15 protein-coding genes and 1 pseudogene are annotated in these 19,219 nt (G+C 68.9%); 11 read left to right on the forward strand and 5 right to left on the reverse strand.

Annotated elements, in window-relative coordinates:
• Position 1: 1 nt before the first annotated feature.
• Positions 2-985: a tripartite tricarboxylate transporter substrate binding protein gene (locus tag R4823_RS20660; protein ID WP_338615958.1), complete on the reverse strand. Its 984-nt coding sequence runs from the start codon at positions 983-985 to the stop codon at positions 2-4.
• Positions 986-1,111: 126 nt separating this feature from the next.
• Between R4823_RS20660 and R4823_RS20665 the strand changes: the two genes are divergently transcribed.
• From R4823_RS20665 to R4823_RS20705, 9 genes are all read left to right on the forward strand, one after another.
• The gene (locus R4823_RS20665) at positions 1,112-2,008 is read left to right on the forward strand and encodes a LysR family transcriptional regulator (RefSeq protein ID WP_132979429.1); all 897 of its coding nucleotides are present in this window, start codon (positions 1,112-1,114) and stop codon (positions 2,006-2,008) included.
• A gap of 349 nt (positions 2,009-2,357) precedes the next feature.
• A complete protein-coding gene (locus tag R4823_RS20670; protein ID WP_165963107.1) occupies positions 2,358-3,983 on the forward strand; it encodes an MFS transporter in 1,626 nt (541 codons plus the stop codon).
• Between the two features lie 178 nt (positions 3,984-4,161).
• Positions 4,162-4,923 (forward strand): ABC transporter ATP-binding protein, encoded by a 762-nt coding sequence (locus R4823_RS20675; RefSeq protein ID WP_087837319.1) that lies wholly within the window; start codon positions 4,162-4,164, stop codon positions 4,921-4,923.
• A 14-nt stretch (positions 4,924-4,937) separates the two neighbouring features.
• On the forward strand, positions 4,938-5,840 hold the full coding sequence (locus R4823_RS20680; RefSeq protein ID WP_176400656.1) for an efflux RND transporter periplasmic adaptor subunit: 903 nt from the start codon (positions 4,938-4,940) through the stop codon (positions 5,838-5,840).
• Positions 5,841-5,849: 9 nt separating this feature from the next.
• Positions 5,850-6,605 carry an MtnX-like HAD-IB family phosphatase gene (locus R4823_RS20685; protein WP_087837321.1) on the forward strand — a complete coding sequence of 252 codons (756 nt, stop codon included), beginning with the start codon at positions 5,850-5,852 and terminating at the stop codon, positions 6,603-6,605.
• 27 nt (positions 6,606-6,632) lie between these two features.
• Positions 6,633-7,478: an alpha/beta fold hydrolase gene (locus R4823_RS20690; RefSeq protein ID WP_087837322.1), complete on the forward strand. Its 846-nt coding sequence runs from the start codon at positions 6,633-6,635 to the stop codon at positions 7,476-7,478.
• Positions 7,475-7,831: an EamA family transporter gene (locus tag R4823_RS20695; RefSeq protein ID WP_087837323.1), complete on the forward strand. Its 357-nt coding sequence runs from the start codon at positions 7,475-7,477 to the stop codon at positions 7,829-7,831. Before R4823_RS20690 ends, R4823_RS20695 begins: the two co-directional genes overlap by 4 nt.
• Positions 7,831-8,241, forward strand: coding sequence for an EamA family transporter (locus R4823_RS20700; RefSeq protein ID WP_087837324.1), 411 nt, complete (start codon positions 7,831-7,833; stop codon positions 8,239-8,241). The genes R4823_RS20695 and R4823_RS20700 overlap by 1 nt, the downstream gene beginning before the upstream one ends.
• A complete protein-coding gene (locus tag R4823_RS20705; protein WP_087837325.1) occupies positions 8,228-9,463 on the forward strand; it encodes a DegT/DnrJ/EryC1/StrS family aminotransferase in 1,236 nt (411 codons plus the stop codon). The genes R4823_RS20700 and R4823_RS20705 overlap by 14 nt, the downstream gene beginning before the upstream one ends.
• Before the next feature lie 21 nt (positions 9,464-9,484).
• On the opposite strand, the gene R4823_RS20710 is transcribed toward R4823_RS20705, so the two are convergent.
• Both R4823_RS20710 and R4823_RS20715 read right to left on the reverse strand, forming a co-directional pair.
• Complete coding sequence (locus tag R4823_RS20710) at positions 9,485-9,958, reverse strand: DUF1854 domain-containing protein (RefSeq protein WP_087837326.1); 474 nt, start codon at positions 9,956-9,958, stop codon at positions 9,485-9,487.
• Entirely contained in the window at positions 9,955-12,237 is a 2,283-nt protein-coding gene (locus tag R4823_RS20715) for an ABC transporter ATP-binding protein (protein WP_338615962.1), read from the reverse strand. The genes R4823_RS20710 and R4823_RS20715 overlap by 4 nt, the downstream gene beginning before the upstream one ends.
• A 369-nt stretch (positions 12,238-12,606) precedes the next feature.
• Between R4823_RS20715 and cphA (R4823_RS20720) the strand changes: the two are divergent.
• Positions 12,607-14,751, forward strand: a pseudogene (gene cphA / locus R4823_RS20720) (cyanophycin synthetase); the annotation flags it as partial.
• Positions 14,752-14,807: 56 nt separating this feature from the next.
• Positions 14,808-17,429: a cyanophycin synthetase gene (cphA, locus tag R4823_RS20725; RefSeq protein ID WP_132979433.1), complete on the forward strand. Its 2,622-nt coding sequence runs from the start codon at positions 14,808-14,810 to the stop codon at positions 17,427-17,429.
• Here the strand turns inward: cphA (R4823_RS20725) and R4823_RS20730 are convergent.
• Positions 17,383-18,258, reverse strand: coding sequence for an arginase family protein (locus R4823_RS20730; RefSeq protein ID WP_087837330.1), 876 nt, complete (start codon positions 18,256-18,258; stop codon positions 17,383-17,385). The two genes, cphA (R4823_RS20725) and R4823_RS20730, sit on opposite strands and share 47 nt — an antisense overlap.
• A complete protein-coding gene (locus R4823_RS20735) occupies positions 18,255-19,214 on the reverse strand; it encodes a GNAT family N-acetyltransferase (protein ID WP_207958612.1) in 960 nt (319 codons plus the stop codon). The genes R4823_RS20730 and R4823_RS20735 overlap by 4 nt, the downstream gene beginning before the upstream one ends.
• Positions 19,215-19,219: the final 5 nt, after the last annotated feature.

The following is a 19,219-nucleotide window of genomic DNA, read 5'->3' on the forward strand; positions in this document are numbered from 1 at the left end:
GTCAATCCAGGTGGATATCTGCGCCCTTGATGATCGGTCCCCACTTGGCGATTTCCTCGTCCACCAGCCGCGCCATGTCGCGCGGCGGCATGGCATAGGCCTCGTAGGTGAAGGTGGCCAGTTTCTCCTGCACGTCGGGCGCCTTCAGCGCGGCGGCGATGCCTTCGTTCAGCCGCTGCACGATCCCGGCCGGCGTGCCCTTGGGAACGAACAGGCCGTTCCAGCCGCCGACCTCGAAGCCGGCCGGTCCGCCGGCCTGCGCCACGGTCGGCACCTCGGCATAGCCCGGCAGGCGCTGCGGCGCCGCCACGGCCAGGAAGCGCACCTTCCCGGACTGGTAGACGGGCCCGGCCGACACGGGCGTTCCCAGTGTCCAGTTCACGTCGCCCACGGCCACCGACTGGAACAGCTGGGCCGATTCCTTGTAGGGCACGTGCATCATGCTCGTGCCCGTGGCCGCCTCCAGCAGCAGCCCGCCCAGGTGCGCCGGACTGGCCACGCCCCAGGATCCGTACGAGACACCGCCGGGCCTGGCCTTGGCCGCGGCGACGAGATCGCCCATCGTCCGCCATGTCGAACCGGCGGGTACCACGATGAAGAAGTAGTTGCGGACCAGCGGCGTGACCGGATCGAAATCCTTGCGCACGTCGTAGGGCAGCCTGGCGAACAGGTAGGGCTGGGTGCCCACGTGGTAGCTGTCCATGTGGACCAGCGTGTAGCCATCGGGCGCGGCGCGCCGGCCGGCCTCGAAGGCGAGGAAGCCGCTGGCGCCGGGCCGGTTCTCCACGATCACCTGCTGCCCCAGCGTGGCGGTCAGCTTCTCGGCGACGATGCGCAGCAGCACGTCGGGCCCCTGACCCACGGCGAACGGCGTCACGATCTTGACCGGCCGTGCCGGGTAGCCCGGTCCGGCGGCCCCGGCGGCGGCCGATGCCGCGGCCAGGACGGCGGTGGCCAGCATGCGCAGGATCGGCGATTTTGGCATGGGAGTCTCCTCTTGATGGATACGGGGACGTCGCTTGCGCCCCCATTGTTGGAAGGCATTTTATTAAGGAATAATGGCGAATATTTGTTCAAAAAATAGCTATCAGTAATCTCGATTTGGAATAAATTGGACGCCATCACGCAACTGCGCACCTTCACCACCGTCGTCGCCTGCGGCGGCTTTTCCGAGGCGGCCCGGCAGATGGACGTCGTCCCCTCGGTGGTGGCCAAGCGCATCCGCCAGCTGGAAGCCACCGTGGGCGCCCGGCTGTTCGACCGCACCACCCGCACGGTGCGCCTGACCGAAGCGGGCGAGAAACTGCACGCCCGCGCCGGCGTGCTGGTGGCCAGCTTCGAGGACCTGGTGCAAAGCGTGGAGCGGGATGCCTCCAAGCTGGTGGGACACCTGCGGATCGCGACGCCGACCACGCTGACCACGGTCCGGCTGGGACCGCTCTTCAATGCCTTCCTGGCGCGGCACGATGGCATCACGATGGAGATCTCGCTGGTCGACCATTCCACCAACCCCGCCGAGCGGGACTACGACCTGGCCATCAGCGGCAGGCCCGCCAGCTACGAAGGCGTGGTCGAGATCCCCCTGTGCCCGGTGGACACCATGCTGTGCGCGGCGCCCGGCTATCTGGCGCGCCACGGCCGGCCCCGCCATCCCCAGGCCCTGACCGAACACGCCTGCCTGGTCTTCAAGCCGTCCGGCCGCGCCTGGCATTTCCGCAGCGCCCGCGGCGACATCAGCCTGGACATCCCCCCGCGGCTGGTGGCCGACGACAACCTCACGCTGCGGGACGCCGCCCTGTCGGAACTGGGCATCGCCGCCCTGCCCGCCTACGTCGCCCGCCCGGCGCTGGAGGCGGGCACGCTGGAGACGGTACTGGACGATTTCCCGCTGCAGGAAACCTGGTTCAAGGCCTATGTCCCCCGGCGCAGGCAGCACGTCGCCCGTGTCTCCGCCCTGGTCGACTGGCTGGTCGCCCACCTGCGGCCGGACGTCCCGCCCGCCCGCTGATCCCCGCCCCGCGGCGTCTCGCCGCCGCCACGCCTGGACGCCGCCCGCGCGCCTGCGGGAAACCCCCAGTCACGGCCGCTCCCGCCCCGCCTCCAGGCGCCGCGCGGGCGGCCGGCGCGTCCCGGGCGTGGGCATATCACCAGTTCGTGAAATTCAGTTTTTTGTCAGCAACTTGTCAGTGCCGCGTCAGTAACTGTTTCTACTCTGATTTCAAGCCCGAGGCTCCCGTGGCTGAGGGCCAGTCTGCCGTTCCAACTATTACTCCTTTACAGCAGGCCCACCCAGGAGACATTCCTTCATGAGCACCACCGTCAGCAGTTCAGGGGCGCCGACTCCGGCCGCGCGCCCCATGACCAAGGAAGAGCGGCGCGTGATCTTCGCCTCGTCGCTAGGCACGGTATTCGAGTGGTACGACTTCTATCTTTACGGCTCCCTGGCCGCCATCATCGCCAAGCAGTTCTTCTCGGGGGTCAACGACACGGCGGCCTTCATCTTCGCGCTGCTGGCGTTCGCGGCAGGCTTCGCGGTCCGGCCGTTCGGGGCCCTGGTGTTCGGCCGGCTGGGAGACCTGGTCGGACGCAAGTACACCTTCCTGATCACCATCCTGATCATGGGCCTGTCGACCTTCATCGTCGGGATACTGCCCTCCTACGCCTCCATCGGCATCGCGGCACCCGTCATCCTCATCATCCTGCGGCTGGCGCAAGGCCTGGCGCTGGGCGGCGAGTACGGCGGCGCGGCCACCTACGTGGCCGAGCATGCGCCGCAGGGCAAGCGCGGCGCCTACACCGCCTGGATCCAGACCACGGCCACCCTGGGCCTGTTCCTGTCGCTGCTGGTGATCCTGGGCGTGCGCAACGCCACCGGCGAGGAAGCCTTCGCTTCCTGGGGATGGCGCATCCCGTTCCTGGTCTCCATCTTCCTGCTGGCCATCTCGGTCTGGATCCGGCTCAAGCTGAACGAGTCGCCCACCTTCCAGCGCATGAAGGCCGAGGGCAAGGGATCGAAGGCGCCGCTGACCGAGTCCTTCGGCCAGTGGAGCAACCTGAAGGTCGTCCTGCTGGCGCTGCTGGGCCTGACCGCCGGCCAGGCCGTGGTCTGGTACACGGGGCAGTTCTATTCGCTGTTCTTCCTGACCCAGACCCTGAAGGTGGACGCCACCACGGCCAACATCCTGATCGCCCTGGCCCTGCTGATCGGCACGCCCTTCTTCCTGGTCTTCGGCTCGCTGTCGGACAGGATAGGCCGCAAGCCCATCATCATGGCCGGCTGCCTGATCGCCGCCATCGCCTACTTCCCGCTGTTCAAGGCCATCACGCACTACGCCAATCCGGCGCTGGAGGCGGCGCAGGCCAAGGCGCCGGTGGTCGTCGTGGCCGATCCCAAGACCTGCTCGTTCCAGTTCAACCCCGTGGGCACCGCCAAGTTCGTCAGTTCCTGCGACCAGGTCAAGTCCTTCCTGGCCTCGAACTCGGTCAACTACAGCAACGAGGCGGCCCCGGCCGGGTCCGTGGCCAAGGTCAAGGTGGGCGACACCGTCATCGAGTCCTTCGAAGGCGCGGGCCTGCCGGCGGCCGAGCTCAAGACCCGCGGCGACGAGCTCAAGGCCCGGCTGACGTCGGAAATCCGCAACCACGGCTACCCCGCCAAGGCCGACCCGGCCCAGGTCAACAAGCCCATGCTGGTACTGCTGCTGACGCTGCTGGTGATCCTGGTCACCATGGTCTACGGCCCGATCGCGGCCATGCTGGTGGAAATGTTCCCCACCCGCATCCGCTACACCTCGATGAGCCTGCCCTACCACATCGGCAACGGCTGGTTCGGCGGCTTCCTGCCCACCACCGCCTTCGCCATCGTGGCGGCCACCGGCAATATCTATAACGGGTTGTGGTATCCCATCATCGTCGCCGTGATGAGCCTGGTCATCGGCACCCTGTTCATCAAGGAAACCAAGGACAACCGCCTGGAGGACTGATCCCGGCAGGGGCGCGGCCATGCCGTGCCCCTTCGCTTATGCGGCGCGCATGCAACAATCCGCCCCAGAACGGAGCGTGCCAAGGCTTCCCACCGTCGCAAGTCTTGGGTTATCGTACCAAGCGTTACAATCCCGGCCTTGCCGGGTTTTGTTTTTTCAGCCAGTTGGAGACCTTGCCATGCGGGCGACCGAGCCCCAGGCCACAGGCCGCACATCGGGGAATCCCCCTGGGAGCACACCGAGTCTCGTCGCCGAGTCTCTCAGCAAATCCTTTCTATCCGGTAATGTTCGCGAGCGCATTTTGCGAGATTTGTCGGTTAGCATCATGCCCGGCGAACTGACTTTGATTTCCGGACCATCGGGCTGCGGCAAGAGCACCCTGCTGGCCATACTCAGCGGCATGCTACGTCCGGATGCCGGCATGGTGCGCGCCCTGGGCCAGGATCTTGGCCTGTTGCAGCTGCAAGAGCTTGAACGTTTCCGGCTGATGCATACCGGCTTCGTATTCCAGGGCTTCAACCTGTTTCCCGCGCTGACGGCTGTCGAACAGGTCGTCCTGCCCCTGCGCTACGTGGGCCTGTCCAGGTCGCGGGCCGAAGAACAGGCCTGGGCCGCCCTCGAGGAAGTGGGCATGAGCGGACGAGCGCGCCAGCGGCCCTCGGGCCTGTCGGGCGGCGAACAGCAGCGCGTGGCCATCGCCCGTGCGCTCGCCAAGGAACCCGAACTGCTCTTTGCGGACGAGCCCACCAGTGCGCTGGACGCCGGCAACGGCATGAAAGTCATCGACATCCTGCACCGCATCGCCAAGCGCCACGGCGCCACGGTGCTGTGCGTCAGCCACGATCCGCGCCTGATCAGCCATGCCGACCGCGTCCTGACCATGGAGGATGGACGCATCCTGGACGACAGGCGCACCGATGCGCTGGTCGCCGAAACCTAGGAATTTCCCAGCTCGTGCCTAAGCTTTTCACCTCTTTTCGCCTTGGAATCGTGGCCGCGCTGACCGGCAGCCTGGTGCTGGCCGCGTGTTCCCGCCAACAGCAGGCCGAAGCCCCGGTGGCCGACCAGCCGCCCTACGCCGCCGTCGCGCGCGGGCGCGTCGACGTCGAAGGCGGCCTGGTGCGCGTGGGCGCGGCCGTGGACGGCACCGTCGCACGCGTGGCGGTGCGCGACGGCGACCAGGTCAGGAAGGGCCAGGCGCTGATCGAATTCAATCCTTCGGCGGCCCAGCTGGCCGTCGATGCGGCCGACGCCGAACTGCGCCAGGCGCAAGCCCAGGAACGCGTACTGCGCAGCCGCCTGCCGGGGCTGAAGCAGCGCGCCCAGCGGCTGGCCGAAGCCGCGGCCGGCGGGGCCATCGACGGGCAGGCCGCCGACGACGCGCGCAGCGCCGTGGCGCAGGCCGAGGCCGAGGTCCTGGCGGCCCAGGCGACGGTGGACGTCGCGCGCCAGAAATTGCGTGCTGCGCAATGGACGCTGGAGCGCCAGCAGGTCCGCTCGCCCGTGGACGGCGAGGTCGTGGGCCTGGAGGTGCAGGTCGGCAACGCGGTCACCGCCCAGACGGAAATGCTGCGGGTGCTGCCCAAGCGGCGCCTGATCGTCCGGGCCGAGGTGAACGAAGCCTACGTCGGGGCGCTGAAACCCGGCATGCAGGCCGAGATCGTGGAAGAATCCGCCCCCGGCGGCACCCCGATCCCTGCCCGCCTGGAACGCATAGGCAGCGTGTTCCAGGTCATGTCTCCCAGCGACGATCCCCAGGAGCGGATCAGCCGCCGCAGCGTCGAAAGCCTGCTGTCGATCGAAAACCCCGAAAAGCTGCGTGTCGGCCAGCGCGTGCTGGTCCGTTTCCTTCCCTAAAGGCTTGCCATGTTGCTCAGTCAGTACACCGTCGACGAACGCCCCGGCTCCGAGTGGATCGTGTTGTGCGACTTCGACGGCACCATTTCCAAGCAGGATGTCACCGATACCCTGCTTGAACACTTCGGCCGGCCGGGATGGCAGGAACTGGAAGCCGCGTGGGAACGGGGAGAGATCGGCTCGCGCGAATGCATGGCCAAGCAGATCGCGCTGCTGGACGCCAGCAAGGAAGAGCTGGACGACCTGGTGGCGAGCATCGAGATCGATCCGGCCTTCCCGGGGTTCGTGGCCCAGGCGCGCAGCCTCGGCACGCCGGTGCACATCGTCAGCGACGGGCTGGCCGGCGTGATCACCGCCATCATGGACCGCCACGGACTGGCGGACCTGCCCGTGGTGGCTAACCGCTTCGAACAGGCCGGCCCGCGCGACTGGCGGCTGACCTTCCCCTACGCCGATGCCGCCTGCCGCAAGGCCAGCGGTACCTGCAAGTGCTCCTACGGGTCGGGCGTGCGCGGTCTCCACGAGAAAATCCTGTACGTGGGCGACGGCGCCTCGGACTTCTGCGTGTCCGGCACGGTCGACTTCGTGCTGGCCAAGCACCGCCTGATCGACTACTGCCGCGACCATGGCCTGGTGCACATTCCCATTGCCGGCTTCGACGAGGCCCGCAATGCGCTCGACTTCATCCTGAAAGGCCAGTTGCAAGCCATCGCGCAACCTCCGCGCGGCTTCACCGCCGCGCCGGCGGCAGCCAGCACCGCCTGAGCCCCGCGCGGCCCCATTCTTCACCTCATGATCAAATCCGCGGATTTCTATTTCGAAGGCGGCCGCGCGGGCGTGCTGCTCATCCATGGCCTGACCGGCACTCCCAACGAAATGCGCACCGTGGGCAAGGGCCTGCACCGGGCCGGCTTCACGGTCTACGGCATGCAGTTGGCGGGCCACTGCGGCGACGTCGACGATCTCATCCGCACCGGCTGGAAGGACTGGTACGCCAGCGTGCTGGAGGGCGTGGACCGCCTGCGCCGCGATGTCGACCACTGCTTCGTCGCCGGCCTGTCGATGGGCGCGGTGCTGGCGCTGAAGGCGGCGGCCGACCGGCCCGACGACATCGCCGGCGTCGGCGTCTACGGCGCCACCTTCCGCTACGACGGCTGGAACATTCCCTGGTACTCGCGCCTGTCGTTCCTGCTGCCCTGGTTCAAGCGCTTCAACCTGTTCCAGGACAAGGTCTTCGACGAAGAGCCCCCCTACGGCCTGAAGGACGAACGGCTGCGCGCCGCGGTATCGTCCAGCATGCTGGGCGGCGACAGCGCGGACGCGGGACTGCCCGGGAACCCCTGGCCCTCGCTGGCCGAACTCATCGACCTGTCGGCCACGGTACGCCGCCAGCTGCACCAGGTGCGCGCGCCCTGCCTGGTCATGCACGCCGCCGAGGACGACATGGCCAGCGTCGGCAACGCGCAGCTGGTGATGGAGCGCGTCGGCGGCCCGGCCAAGCTGGTGCTGCTGCACGACAGCTACCATATGATCACGGTGGATCGCGAGCGCCGCGAGGTCATCCGCGAGTCGGCCGAGTTCTTCTCGGAAATCGCCGCGCAGCGCGAAGGCGCCACGCCGCGGGCGGCGGCGCGATGACTCCGCTCGTCGCCCTGCTGTGGACGCTGAACGTGCTGGTCGATACCGGCGGCCAGCTCGCCTTCAAGGCGGCCGCCACCACGCCGGCCGAGGGCAGCGGCCTGCGCTACTGGCGCGAGCTGGCGCGCCGCCCCTGGATCTGGATAGGCATCGCCTGCTATATCCTGGAGTTCGTCGTCTGGCTGGCCTTCCTGTCGCTGGTGCCGCTGTCCGAGGGCGTGCTGCTGGGCTCGATCAACATCGTCGCCATCATGATCGCCGGCCGCTTCCTGTTCAACGAACACCTGACGCCGCTGCGGGTGGCCGGCATCGCGCTGATCGCCGCCGGCGTGGCGGTCGTGGGGATACCGTGATGCGCCGCTTCTACCTGATCGGCTTCGGCCTGCTGATGGCCTTCGACACGCTGGCGCAGATCAGCTTCAAGTACGCCGCCAACCATGCGATGCCGCTGGCCGCCGACCTGGACTGGCTGCTGCGGGTATTCGGCCAGCCGTGGATCTACGGCGCCTTCGTCGGCTACATCGGCGCCTTCTTCACCTGGATGTCGCTGCTCAAGCGCGCGCCCATCGGGCCCGCCTTCGCCGCCTCCCACCTCGAAGTCGTGACGGTCATGCTGGTGTCGGTCTGGCTGTTCGACGAACACATCACCACCAACCAGATGCTGGGCGCGCTGCTGATCATCGGCGGCATCGTCTGCCTGGCCTTCGGCGAGGCCAGCGAATCGCGGCGCCTCCACCCGGAGTCCGGCCGTGCCGACGCCTAGGCTCGCGGCCGGCGCCCACGGGCGCGACATCCCCCCCACGGCGGGCCTGCCGCTGCGGTGGAGCGACCTGTTGCCGGGCGGTCCCGCGGACCTGGAGACCAGCCTGGCAGCCTGGCTGGGCGTCGACGCCTTGCAGCTGGAATGCTCCGGCACCTCCAGCCTGGTCGTCTCGCTGTTGACGCTGGCCCGGCGCAGCTCGCGCAAGACCGTCGTCCTGCCCGCCTACACCTGCCCGCTGGTCGCGCTGGCAGTCCACCACTGCGGGCTGCGGCTGAAGCTGTGCGACCTCGCCCCCGGCCATTTCGATCTCGACCCGGACGCGCTCGAGGCGGCCTGCGACGGCGATACGCTGGCCATCGTGGTCACCCACCTGGCCGGACGCGTGGCCGACACCGATGCCGCGCTGCGCTGCGCCGCCCGCTGCGGCGCGGCCGTCATCGAGGACGCGGCGCAGGCGCTGGGCGCCCGCCGCAACGGACGCAGCGTGGGCCTGGACGGCGACATCGGCTTCTTCAGCCTGGCCGCGGGCAAGGGCCTGAGCATCTACGAGGGCGGCCTGCTGCTGGCGCGCGATCCCGCGCTGCGCGACGAGCTGCGCGCCACCAGCGCGCGCACCGTCGGCCGCCGCCCGGGATGGGAGGCGCGCCGCAGCCTGGAACTCCTGGCCTACGCGCTGCTGTACGGGCCACGCGGCATGCGCCTGGCCTACGGCAACCCGCAGCGCGCGGCCTTGCGGGCCGGCGATCCCGTACGAGCCGCCGGCGACGATTTCCCCCTCGACATCCCCATCCACCGGGTCGGCCGCTGGCGCCGCGGCGTGGGCGCGCGAGCGGCCCGCCGCCTGCCGGCGTTCCTGGACGATGCCCGGGCGCGCGCCCGGCGGCGCCTGGAGCGGCTGCAAGGCCTGCCCGGCGTACGAGTGATGCAGGACACCGCGGGCGGCGACGGCGTCTGGCCGTTCTTCATGCTGCTGCTGCCCGATGCGCAATCCCGGCGGCTCGCGCTGGACCGGCTATGGGGCGCGGGACTGGGCGTGGGCCCCTTGTTCGTGCACACCCTGCCCGACTACGATTACCTGCGCCCCATCGTCGCCGATGCGCCGGTGCCCCACGCCCGCGACTTCGCGGCGCGGACGCTGTCGATCACCAACAGCCACTGGCTGGACGACGAACGATTCGAGGTGATTTGCGCCTCGCTTGCCGCCTCGCTCCCCTCGCCCTGAGCGTCGCGGCGCTTCGGCGCGTCAAAGAAAGCGGTCCAGGATACGGCGGCTGGCCCGGTCCAGGCGCTCCAGGTCGCGGATCAGGAAATGAATGCCGTGGCCGTCCGAGATCAGGAGCTTGGACTGGGAGATGCGCCGGATGTCCTGTTCGCTCTTGAGCCACAGCCGGGCTTCGCCGCGGTTGGTGCGGACGGTCCAGGTCGTGGGCGTGACGTAGCTCGCCACCTGCACGATGCGCTGGATCTCGGGCATGAATTCGCGGTGCCCGAGCTCTTCCCGCACCAGATCCCGCGCCGCGGGCGGCAGGTCCGCCAGGCGCGGGATCCAGGCGACCTCGTGCCCGCCCGGGCCGACCAGCGAGATGTCCTCGGACTCGGTATCGATGGGAAAGGCGCGCACGGGCGTCACTTCCTCGGCCGCGCCGCCATCGGCGGGGGTGCAGATCAGCCGGCCGTAGGCGTTGCGACTCAGCGTATAGGGAAAGGCCTGGCTCATGCTTGTTCCTCGTCGTCGCCGTCCCAGGTGTTGTCGCTGTCGCTGCCGGGAGGATCGAGCTGGCGGGTCTGTGCCTGGTGCAGGCGGTAGTAGGCGCCGCCCTTGGCGATCAGGTCCTCGTGGCGGCCCTGCTCGACGATGCGGCCACGGTCCAGCACCACCAGCCGGTCGGCCCGCCGCAAGGTGCTGAGCCGGTGGGCCACGGCGATGGTGGTGCGCCCCTGCACCAGGTTGTCCAGCGCATTCTGGATCTCCTGTTCGGTCGAGGTGTCGACCGACGACGTGGCCTCGTCCAGGATCAGGATGCGCGGATCGATCAGCAGCGCGCGGGCGATGGAGATGCGCTGGCGCTCGCCTCCCGACAGGGCCTGGCCGCGTTCGCCCACCAGCGAATCATAGCCGTGCGGCAGGCGCAGGATGAACTCGTGCGCGTGGGCCGCGCGCGCAGCGGCCACGATCTCCTCGCGGGTCGCGTCGGGCTTGCCGTAGGCGATGTTCTCGGCCACCGTCCCGAAGAACAGGAAGGGCTCCTGCAGCACCACGCCGATGTTGCGCCGGTACTCGGGAATGGACAACGCGCGGATGTCGACGCCGTCCACCTTGATCGATCCCTGCGCGACGTCGTAGAAACGGCAGATCAGGTTGACCAGCGTGCTCTTGCCCGAGCCGCTGTGCCCCACCAGGCCAATCATCTCGCCCGGCCGGATGTCCAGGTCTATGCCGCGCAGCACGGCGCGCGTGCCGTAGCGGAAGGTCGCCTCGCGGATCTGGATGCTCCCCTCCACCCGGCCGATGGGCACCGGATGGGCCGGTTCGGGCACGCTGGAGACGCGGTCCAGGATGTCGAAGATGCGCTTGGCGCCCGCCGCCGCCTTTTGCGTGACCGAGACGATGCGGCTCATGGAGTCCAGCCGCAGGTAGAAGCGGCTGATGTAGGCCAGGAACGCCGCCAGCACACCCACCGAGATATGGTGGTTGGCGATCTGCCAGATGCCGAATATCCAGACCACCAGCAGGCCGACCTCGGTCAGCAGGATGACCGTGGGCGAGAACATCGACCACGTGGTGTTGACCTTGTCGTTGACCGCGAGGTTGTGGTTGTTGGCCTCGCGAAAGCGCGCCACTTCGCGCTTTTCCTGGGCGAAGGCCTTGACCACCCGGATGCCCGGGATGGTGTCGGCCAGCACGTTGGTGATCTCGGCCCAGTTGCGGTCCACCTTCTCGAACCCGTGGCGCAGCTTGTCGCGCACCAGGTGGATCAGCCAGGCGATGAAGGGCAGCGGCAGCAGCGTGACCAGCGCCAGCCAGGGATCGATGGAGACCAGGATGCCGGCGGTCATCAGGATCATCAGCACGTCGGTGGCGAAGTCCAGCAGGTGCAGCGACAGGAAGACGCAGATGCGGTCGGTCTCGTTGCCGATGCGCGCCATGAGATCGCCCGTGCGCTTGCCGCCGAAGTATTCCAGCGACAGTTGCTGCAGGTGTTCATAGGCGCTGGTGCGCAGGTCGGCGCCGATGCGCTCGCTGACCCACGCCAGGATGTAGGTGCGCGACCAGCCCAGCACCCAGGCCACCAGCGCCGCGCCCAGCAGCCCGGACAGGTACAGCGCGGCCAGCTCGTAGTCGATGGGCTTGCCGTTCTGGAACGGGATCAGCACGTCGTCCATCAGGGGCATGGTCAGGTAGGGCGGAACCAGCGTCGCGGCGGTGGACAGGACAGTCAGGATGAAGCCCAGGAGCAGCCGGCCGCGATAGGGCCGGGCGAAACGGCGCAGCCGCAGCAGGGCCCAGCCCCGGTTCTCGACCGGTGCCTCCGCCTCGCAGGCCGGGCAGTCCTGCTCGCCTTCCGGCAGCGGCGCATGGCAGCGCGGGCAGGCCGGGGCCAGCCGGGCCGCCACGCCGCCCCGCGCCAGCGCGGCCAGCTGGCGGTCGAACTGGTCGGCCAGCCGGACGGCACCGGCGTGGTGCGCCATGGTCGTGCGCCAGAGCGCCAGCCGGGCCTGCGCATCCACCAGCTCGACCGCGACCACGCCCGCGTGGTCCGACAGCGCCAGCCGCATCCCCTCGCGCAGTGGCCAGTCGCGCCATCCCGGCGCATCGGCCGAGGCCGCCAGCAGCCGGGTCTCGGTCAGCACCAGCGCGCCCCGGGCATAGCGCAGTTCGGTATCGAGATCCAGCTCCAGCCAGGCGCAGACGGTTTCGCCGTCGGCCAGCGGCGGGGCGGCCTGGCCACGCCAGGCATCGGGCAGGGAGGACAACGGATAAGACGCGGCAGTCATCGGCGGGCAGTGCCCCAAATAAGCAACATAGTATTTGTAACTATTTATAATTCATGAAAATATGTCAGCCTCACGTAAGTATTATAGTTCCCACCAACTTCCGTTGTTCGAGAAACCGATGCGTTGTAGCGTCGCATCTAGGGGATTCCCTAAACCGTGTATTCCATCTTGCCTGCCAGGCAAGGGGGCAATACATTTCCGCTCATCTACGATTGTCATCGGATTGACTCGAGTACGCCCCGAGAGCGTACACCCAGCTCGCATCGTTCCACCCGGACCCTCGTCCCAACTTCTCAGCCTGTCCGCGCCGCCTGCACGCCCCGGTTTTCCGTTCCGCGCCGCGCGCCCCGCTCCAGACCCATTTTCGTCATGAAACGCAAACACATTGAATTCCTCGATGTGCTGTCCCTGCGCGGACCCAGCATGTGGACTTATCCGCCCGTCCTCGAGGCCTGGGTGGACATCGGGGAGCTCGAGGACTTTCCGTCCAACCTGATCCCGGGCTTCTACGAGCGGCTGGAGGCCTGGCTGCCGACGCTGATCGAGCACCGTTGCAGCTACGACGAACGCGGCGGCTTCCTGCGCCGCGTGCGCGAAGGCACCTGGCCGGGCCACATCCTGGAACACGTCACGCTGGAGCTGCAGAACCTGGCCGGACTGCCGGGCGGCTTCGGCAAGGCGCGCGAGACGTCCACCCGCGGGGTCTACCGCGTCATCGTCAGCGCCTACCAGGAAGAAGTCACGCGCGCCGCGCTCCACACGGCGCGCGATCTGGTCATGGCCGCGATCGAGGACCGCCCCTACGACGTGCCGGCGGCCATCGAGGCCCTGCGCGACCTCGTCAACGAACACTGGCTGGGCCCCAGCACCGCCAGCATCGTGCAGGCCGCCGAGGACCGCCGCATTCCCTACATCCGCCTCAACCAGGGCAACCTGGTGCAGTTCGGCTACGGCGCCGCCCAGCACCGCATCTGGACCGCCGAGACCGACCGCACCAGCGCCGTGGCCGAAGGCATCGCCTGCGACAAGGACCTGACCAAGAGCCTGCTGCAGGCCTGCGGCGTCCCCGTGCCCGAGGGACGCGCCGTGGACAGCAAGGACGACGCGTGGGAAGCCGCGCAGGAAATCGGCCTGCCGGTGGTGGTCAAGCCCAGCGACGGCAACCACGGCCGGGGCGTGTTCCTGGACCTGCGCACGCGCGAAGCCATCGAGACCGCATTCGACGTGGCCAGCGGCGAAGGCAGCGGCGTGATCGTCGAGCGCTGCGTGCCCGGCAACGAACATCGCCTGCTGGTGGTGGGCGACCGCATGGTGGCCGCGGCGCGCGGCAAGACGGCCTCGGTGATCGGCGACGGCCGCTCCACGATCCAGCAGCTGATCGGCAGCCAGCTCAACTCGGACCCGCGCCGCGGCAACACCGAAGAGCATCCGCTGAACCTGGTCGCGCTGGACTCCGCCGCGCGCATCGAACTCGAACGCCAGGGCTATGACGGCGACTCCGTCCCGCCCGCCGGCAAGGAAGTCCTGATCCAGCGCAACGGCAACGTCGCCTTCGACGTGACCGACGAAGTCCACCCCTCGGTCGCGGCGCACGTGCGGCTGGCGGCGCGCATCGTCGGCCTGGACATCGCCGGCGTGGACCTGGTGGCCGAGGACATCTCGCGGCCGCTCGAGGAACAGGGCGGCGCCATCGTCGAGGTCAACGCCGGCCCCGGCCTGCTGATGCACCTGAAGCCGGCCGAGGGCAAGCCCCGTCCCGTGGGCCGCGCCATCGTCGACCACCTGTTTCCCAACGGCGCCGAAGGCCGCATCCCCCTGGTGGGCGTGTCCGGCAGCCACGGCATGACCGGCGTGGTGCACCTGGTCGGGCAATTCCTGCGGCTGTCGGGCCGCCGCGTGGCCACGGCGTCCAGCCAGGGCCTGTACTTCGACCACCGCCAGGTCGATCGCGCCCCCGCCGGCTGGAGCGCCGTGCAGCGCGCGCTGATGAACCCCCTGATGGAAGCGGCCGCGATCGAGAACGGCGCGCGCGCCATCCTGACGCAAGGCCTGGCCTACGACCGCTGCCAGGTCGGCGTGGTGACCAACCTGGACCCCGCGCAGACGCATCCGGACCTGTCCATCGTCGAGCCGCAGCAGATCTTCAACGTGCTGCGCACCCAGGTCGACGTCGTGCTGCCCACCGGCTGCGCCGTGCTGAACGCCGCCGACGAACTGGTGGCCGACATGGCCCGGCTGTGCGACGGCGAGGTGATGTTCTTCGCGCGCGACGGCAAGCTGCCCCGCATCGCCGAGCACCTGGCCGCCGGCAAGCGCGCGGTCTTCGTACGCGCCGGCTCCATCGTGCTCGCCCACGGCGCGGACGAAACCCTCCTGGCCCCGCTTGCCTCCGTGCCCTGCCTGGCCGGACAGCCGGGCCTGCCGATCGAAAGCGTCCTGGCCGCCGTTGCCACGGGCTGGGCGCTGGACCTGCCGCGGGACTGCATCCGCGCCGGGATCGAAACCTACGGCATGCCGGCCCCCGCGGCCGCCGCGGCCTGAAAGCCTGGGAAACGCACAGGAAGAACATCATGGAAGTCTCACGTATCCGCGCGCTGCGCGGCCCCAACCTGTGGAGCCGGCGCACCGCGCTCGAGGCGATCGTCTCGTGCACCGAAGCCGAGCGCGCCATCGCCGGCATCCCCGGCTTCGAGGCGCGCCTGCGCGCCCGCTTTCCCGCCATCGGCCTGTTGCAGCCGGCGGGACAGGAACGCTCCGTGTCCATGGCACGCGCGCTCGGGCTCGCCACGCTGGGGCTGCAATCGCAGGCCGGCTGCCCGGTCACCTTCGTGCGCACCGTCCCCACGCTGGACGCGGGCATCTACCAGGTCGTGGTCGAGTACACCGAGGAAGAAGTCGGCAGGCTGGCCCTGAAATTCGCGCTCGAACTGTGCCAGGCCGCCGAACAGGACACGCCCTTCGACCTGGAGGCCGCGCTGGCCAAGCTGCGCGACCTGGACGAGGACGTCCGCATCGGTCCCAGCACCGGCGCCATCGTGCAGGCGGCGGTCCAGCGCGGCATCCCGTACCGCCGCCTGACCCAGGGCAGCCTGATCCAGTTCGGCTGGGGCAAGAAGCAGCGGCGCATCCAGGCTGCCGAAATGGACCGCAGCAGCGCCATCGCCGAATCGATCGCCCAGGACAAGGAACTGACCAAGACGCTGCTGCATGCCGCCGGCGTCCCGGTGCCCGAGGGCCGCCCCGTCGAGGATGCCGAGGACGCCTGGGCGGCGGCGCAGGAGATAGGCGCCCCCGTGGTCGTCAAGCCACGCGACGGCAACCAGGGCAAGGGCGTCGCGGTCAACATCTCGACGCGCGAGCAGGTCCTGGCGGCCTATGCCGTGGCCGAAAAGTACGGTTCGGCGGTCCTGGTCGAACGCTACATTCCCGGCCACGATTTCCGCCTGCTGGTGGTGGGCAACAACCTGGTCGCGGCCTCGCGGCGGGATCCGCCGCAGGTGTTCGGCGACGCGGTGCACACCATCCGCGAACTGGTGGAAGAAGTGAACAAGGATCCTCGCCGCGGCGAGGGCCACGCCACCAGCCTGACCAAGATCCGCCTGGACGACATCGCCATCGCGACGCTGGCCAAGGCGGGCTACACTCCCGACTCGGTCCCGCCCAAGGGCGCGCTGGTCATCCTGCGCAACAACGCCAACCTGAGCACGGGCGGCACGGCCACCGACGTCACCGACGAAGTCCACCCCGAGTTCGCCGCCCACGCCATCGCGGCGGCGCGCACGGTGGGCCTGGACATCTGCGGCGTGGACGTCGTGGCCGGCACCGTGATCAAGCCGCTGGAAAGCCAGGGCGGGGCCATCGTGGAAGTCAATGCCGCTCCCGGCCTGCGTATGCATCTCGCCCCGTCCTACGGCAAGCCGCGCGCCGTGGGCGAGGCCGTCATCGCCGACATGTTCGCGCCCGAGGACGACGGCCGCATCCCCCTGGTCGCGGTGGCCGGCACCAACGGCAAGACCACGACCGTGCGCCTGATCGCCCATCTGCAGGGCGTCAACGGCCATCTGGTCGGCATGACCAATTCGGACGGCGTCTACATCGGCCAGCAGCGCATCGACGTGGGCGACTGCAGCGGGCCGCGCAGCGCCCGCAACGTGCTGCTGCACCCCGACGTCGACGCGGCCGTGTTCGAGACGGCGCGCGGCGGCATCCTGCGCGAGGGACTGGGCTTCGATCGCTGCGACGTGGCGGTGGTGACCAACATCGGCATGGGCGACCACCTGGGCCTGAACTTCATCAGCACGGTCGAGGATCTCGCGGTGGTCAAGCGGGTGATCGTCGAGAACGTGGCGCCCACCGGCACCGCCGTGCTCAACGCCACCGACCCCAACGTCGCCAACATGGCCGACAGCTGCCCCGGTTCGGTGATCTTCTTCTCCAGCGACCGCCAGCACACGCTGATCACCACCCAGCGCGCCAAGAACCAGCGCGTGGTCTATCGCGACGGGCAAGCCATCGTCGCGGCGCGCGGCGCCGAGGAACAGCGCATCGCGCTGGCCGACATCCCGCTGACCTACGACGGCGCGATCGACTTCCAGGTCGAGAACGCCATGGCGGCCATCGCCGCCGCCTGGGCGCTGGGCCTGGACTGGCAGGTCATCCGCCGCGGCCTGGCCAGCTTCGTGAACGACGCCCAGACCGCGCCCGGCCGTTTCAATCGCTTCGAGTTCCGCGGTGCCACGATCTTCGCCGACTACGGCCACAACCCGGACGCCATCCAGGCGCTGGTGCGCGCGATCGAGCGCATGCCCGCCAAGCGGCGTTCGGTGGTGATCAGCGGCGCCGGCGACCGCCGCGACGTGGACATCCGGCGACAGACCGAAATCCTGGGCACCGCCTTCGACCAGGTCGTGCTGTACGAAGACCAGTGCCAGCGCGGCCGCGAGGATGGCGAAGTGCTGGCCCTGCTGCGCGAGGGCCTGGCGGGCGCGACCCGCGCGCAGGACGTACGCGAGATCCGCGGGGAGTTCCTGGCCATCGACACGGCCATGGACGAACTCGGGGCGGGCGATCTGTGCCTGATCCTGGTGGATCAGGTGGAGGAAGCGCTGGCCCACATCGAGCAGCGCATCGCCGCGGATTGCGCGATCAATGCGGCGATGCGGCAGCCAGCAGGCCAATCAATCGCGCATTGAGCGCGTGCTGCTGGGCCTGCCATTGCGCCAGGAGTTCCGCCGATGGCGCCTCCTGGCCGTCGGCGGCGCTCAGCCACCGCTTCCACCAGGCGCGGTACTCGTAGTGCGAGACCTCGCCCGTGATGTCGCTGCCGATCACGCGGCCCGACAGCGCCTCGAGCGCCCGGGCCACGTGCTCCTCGCGCAGGATGCCCTGGTCCCAGTTGGTGCGCGCCACCTCGGGGTGGAACACGTCCTTGTCGATCGAGACATAGGTCGGCTCGGACGAGGCCGCCAGGACGGGCAGCACCGCATCCATCAGCGCCTGCGGGCCGTCGAAGCTGCGCACGGCGCCGCCCAGGCCCAGCAGCCGGGCCCAGCCGGCATCCACGTTCATGCACCAGTAGCTGAGCTTGCCGCCCGCCAGCGGACGCAGATAGTTTTCCCAGCTGTGCGACCAGCCCACGTCGCCCGACGTGATGCCGATCACATGGACGTGCGACACGAAGGGCAGCGCGGCCACCCTGCGCACCCACGACCCGCAGTGGATGCCGAACAGATAGCGCATGTTGTCCGGATGGTTGTCGAACACCACCACGCGGAACGGCCCTCGCGCGCGCATGCGCTCGATCAGGGGCCAGCTCAGGTGGTGGAAATCGCCGCTGCCCATCAGCACCGTGCCATGCTGCGCGGGCATCGCGCCGTCCAGCTCGCGCCGCAGGGCGCGGAACGTGGCCAGCGAGCACCCGAAGCGCACGGACTCCTGCCAGGACTGCAGCGGCAGCACCGTGGCGCCGGCCACGTGGCCGCAGGCATCGTCGAAATCGAGCACCAGCGGAGCCGCATTCATGACTTGTCGCCCTCGCTCCACGTACGGTCGCCCTCGAAACGCCCGGCGAAGCGCTTGAGCACGGCCCGCAGCAGGGGATTGCGGATGTAGACGGCGTGCCGGGTGAAGGTGAACGACGCCCCCAGGTAGGATTTCACCTCGGGATCGGTCCAGCCGGCGATGTAATGGCGCAAGCCGCGTTCCAGCGCGTATTCGAGGTTGACCATCCAGCTGACGAAATACAGGTTGTTGTCCCGCGCCTCGGGATACCGGAACCCGATGTACTTGTCGACCAGGTTGCCGTCGCACTCGAAGCAGATGTTGTAGCCGATCATCCGGCCTTCGCGCCGGTACACGAAAATGATCCCGCCGCTGTCGCCATCCTGCAGGACCCGCTGGAAGAAGTCTTCCGTCAGCAGGTCGAAATGCATCTCGCTCTGGTCGTAGACGTTGCGGTACAGCGCATAGAACTCGCGCAGCACCTCGGGGCGCGTGAACCGGGCATCGCCCGCCATGACCCGCTCGATGTCCAGCCCCGCGCGCGAGCGCAGCTTGCGGCGGATGTTCTTGCGCCGCGAATAGGACACCCTTTCCAGATAAGCGTCCAGGCTGGTGAAATCCACGGGTACGTAGGCCAGCGCCTGGCCTTCCACCAGCACGAAGCCCTCGGCCTGGCAGGCCTGGGCCAGCGCCGCCGCGTAGTCGTTTTCCTCAGCGCTCAGCAGCGGCGAGTCCTGCGGCAGGTCCTTGACGATCAGGAACGGCTGCTGGCCGCCGTGCTCGGCCTTCAGTTGCGCGGCCAGGCGCACGGGATCCGTGCCCGCGGCCAGCAATGCGTATTCCGAGACGGTCGTGCCGACGAACGCGGTGCGCGGCTGCAGCAGGCCCTTCCAGAAGCGGAAGCCCGGCAGGCGCCGCACGAGGCGCTTGGCACCGTCGTCGGCAGTGGTCAGCAGGTCGAAGCGGGCGCGGAACATCGGGC

This window comes from Pigmentiphaga sp. CHJ604, from assembly GCF_036972535.1.
In the GTDB taxonomy this organism is placed as follows: Bacteria; Pseudomonadota; Gammaproteobacteria; order Burkholderiales; family Burkholderiaceae_B; genus Pigmentiphaga; species Pigmentiphaga daeguensis.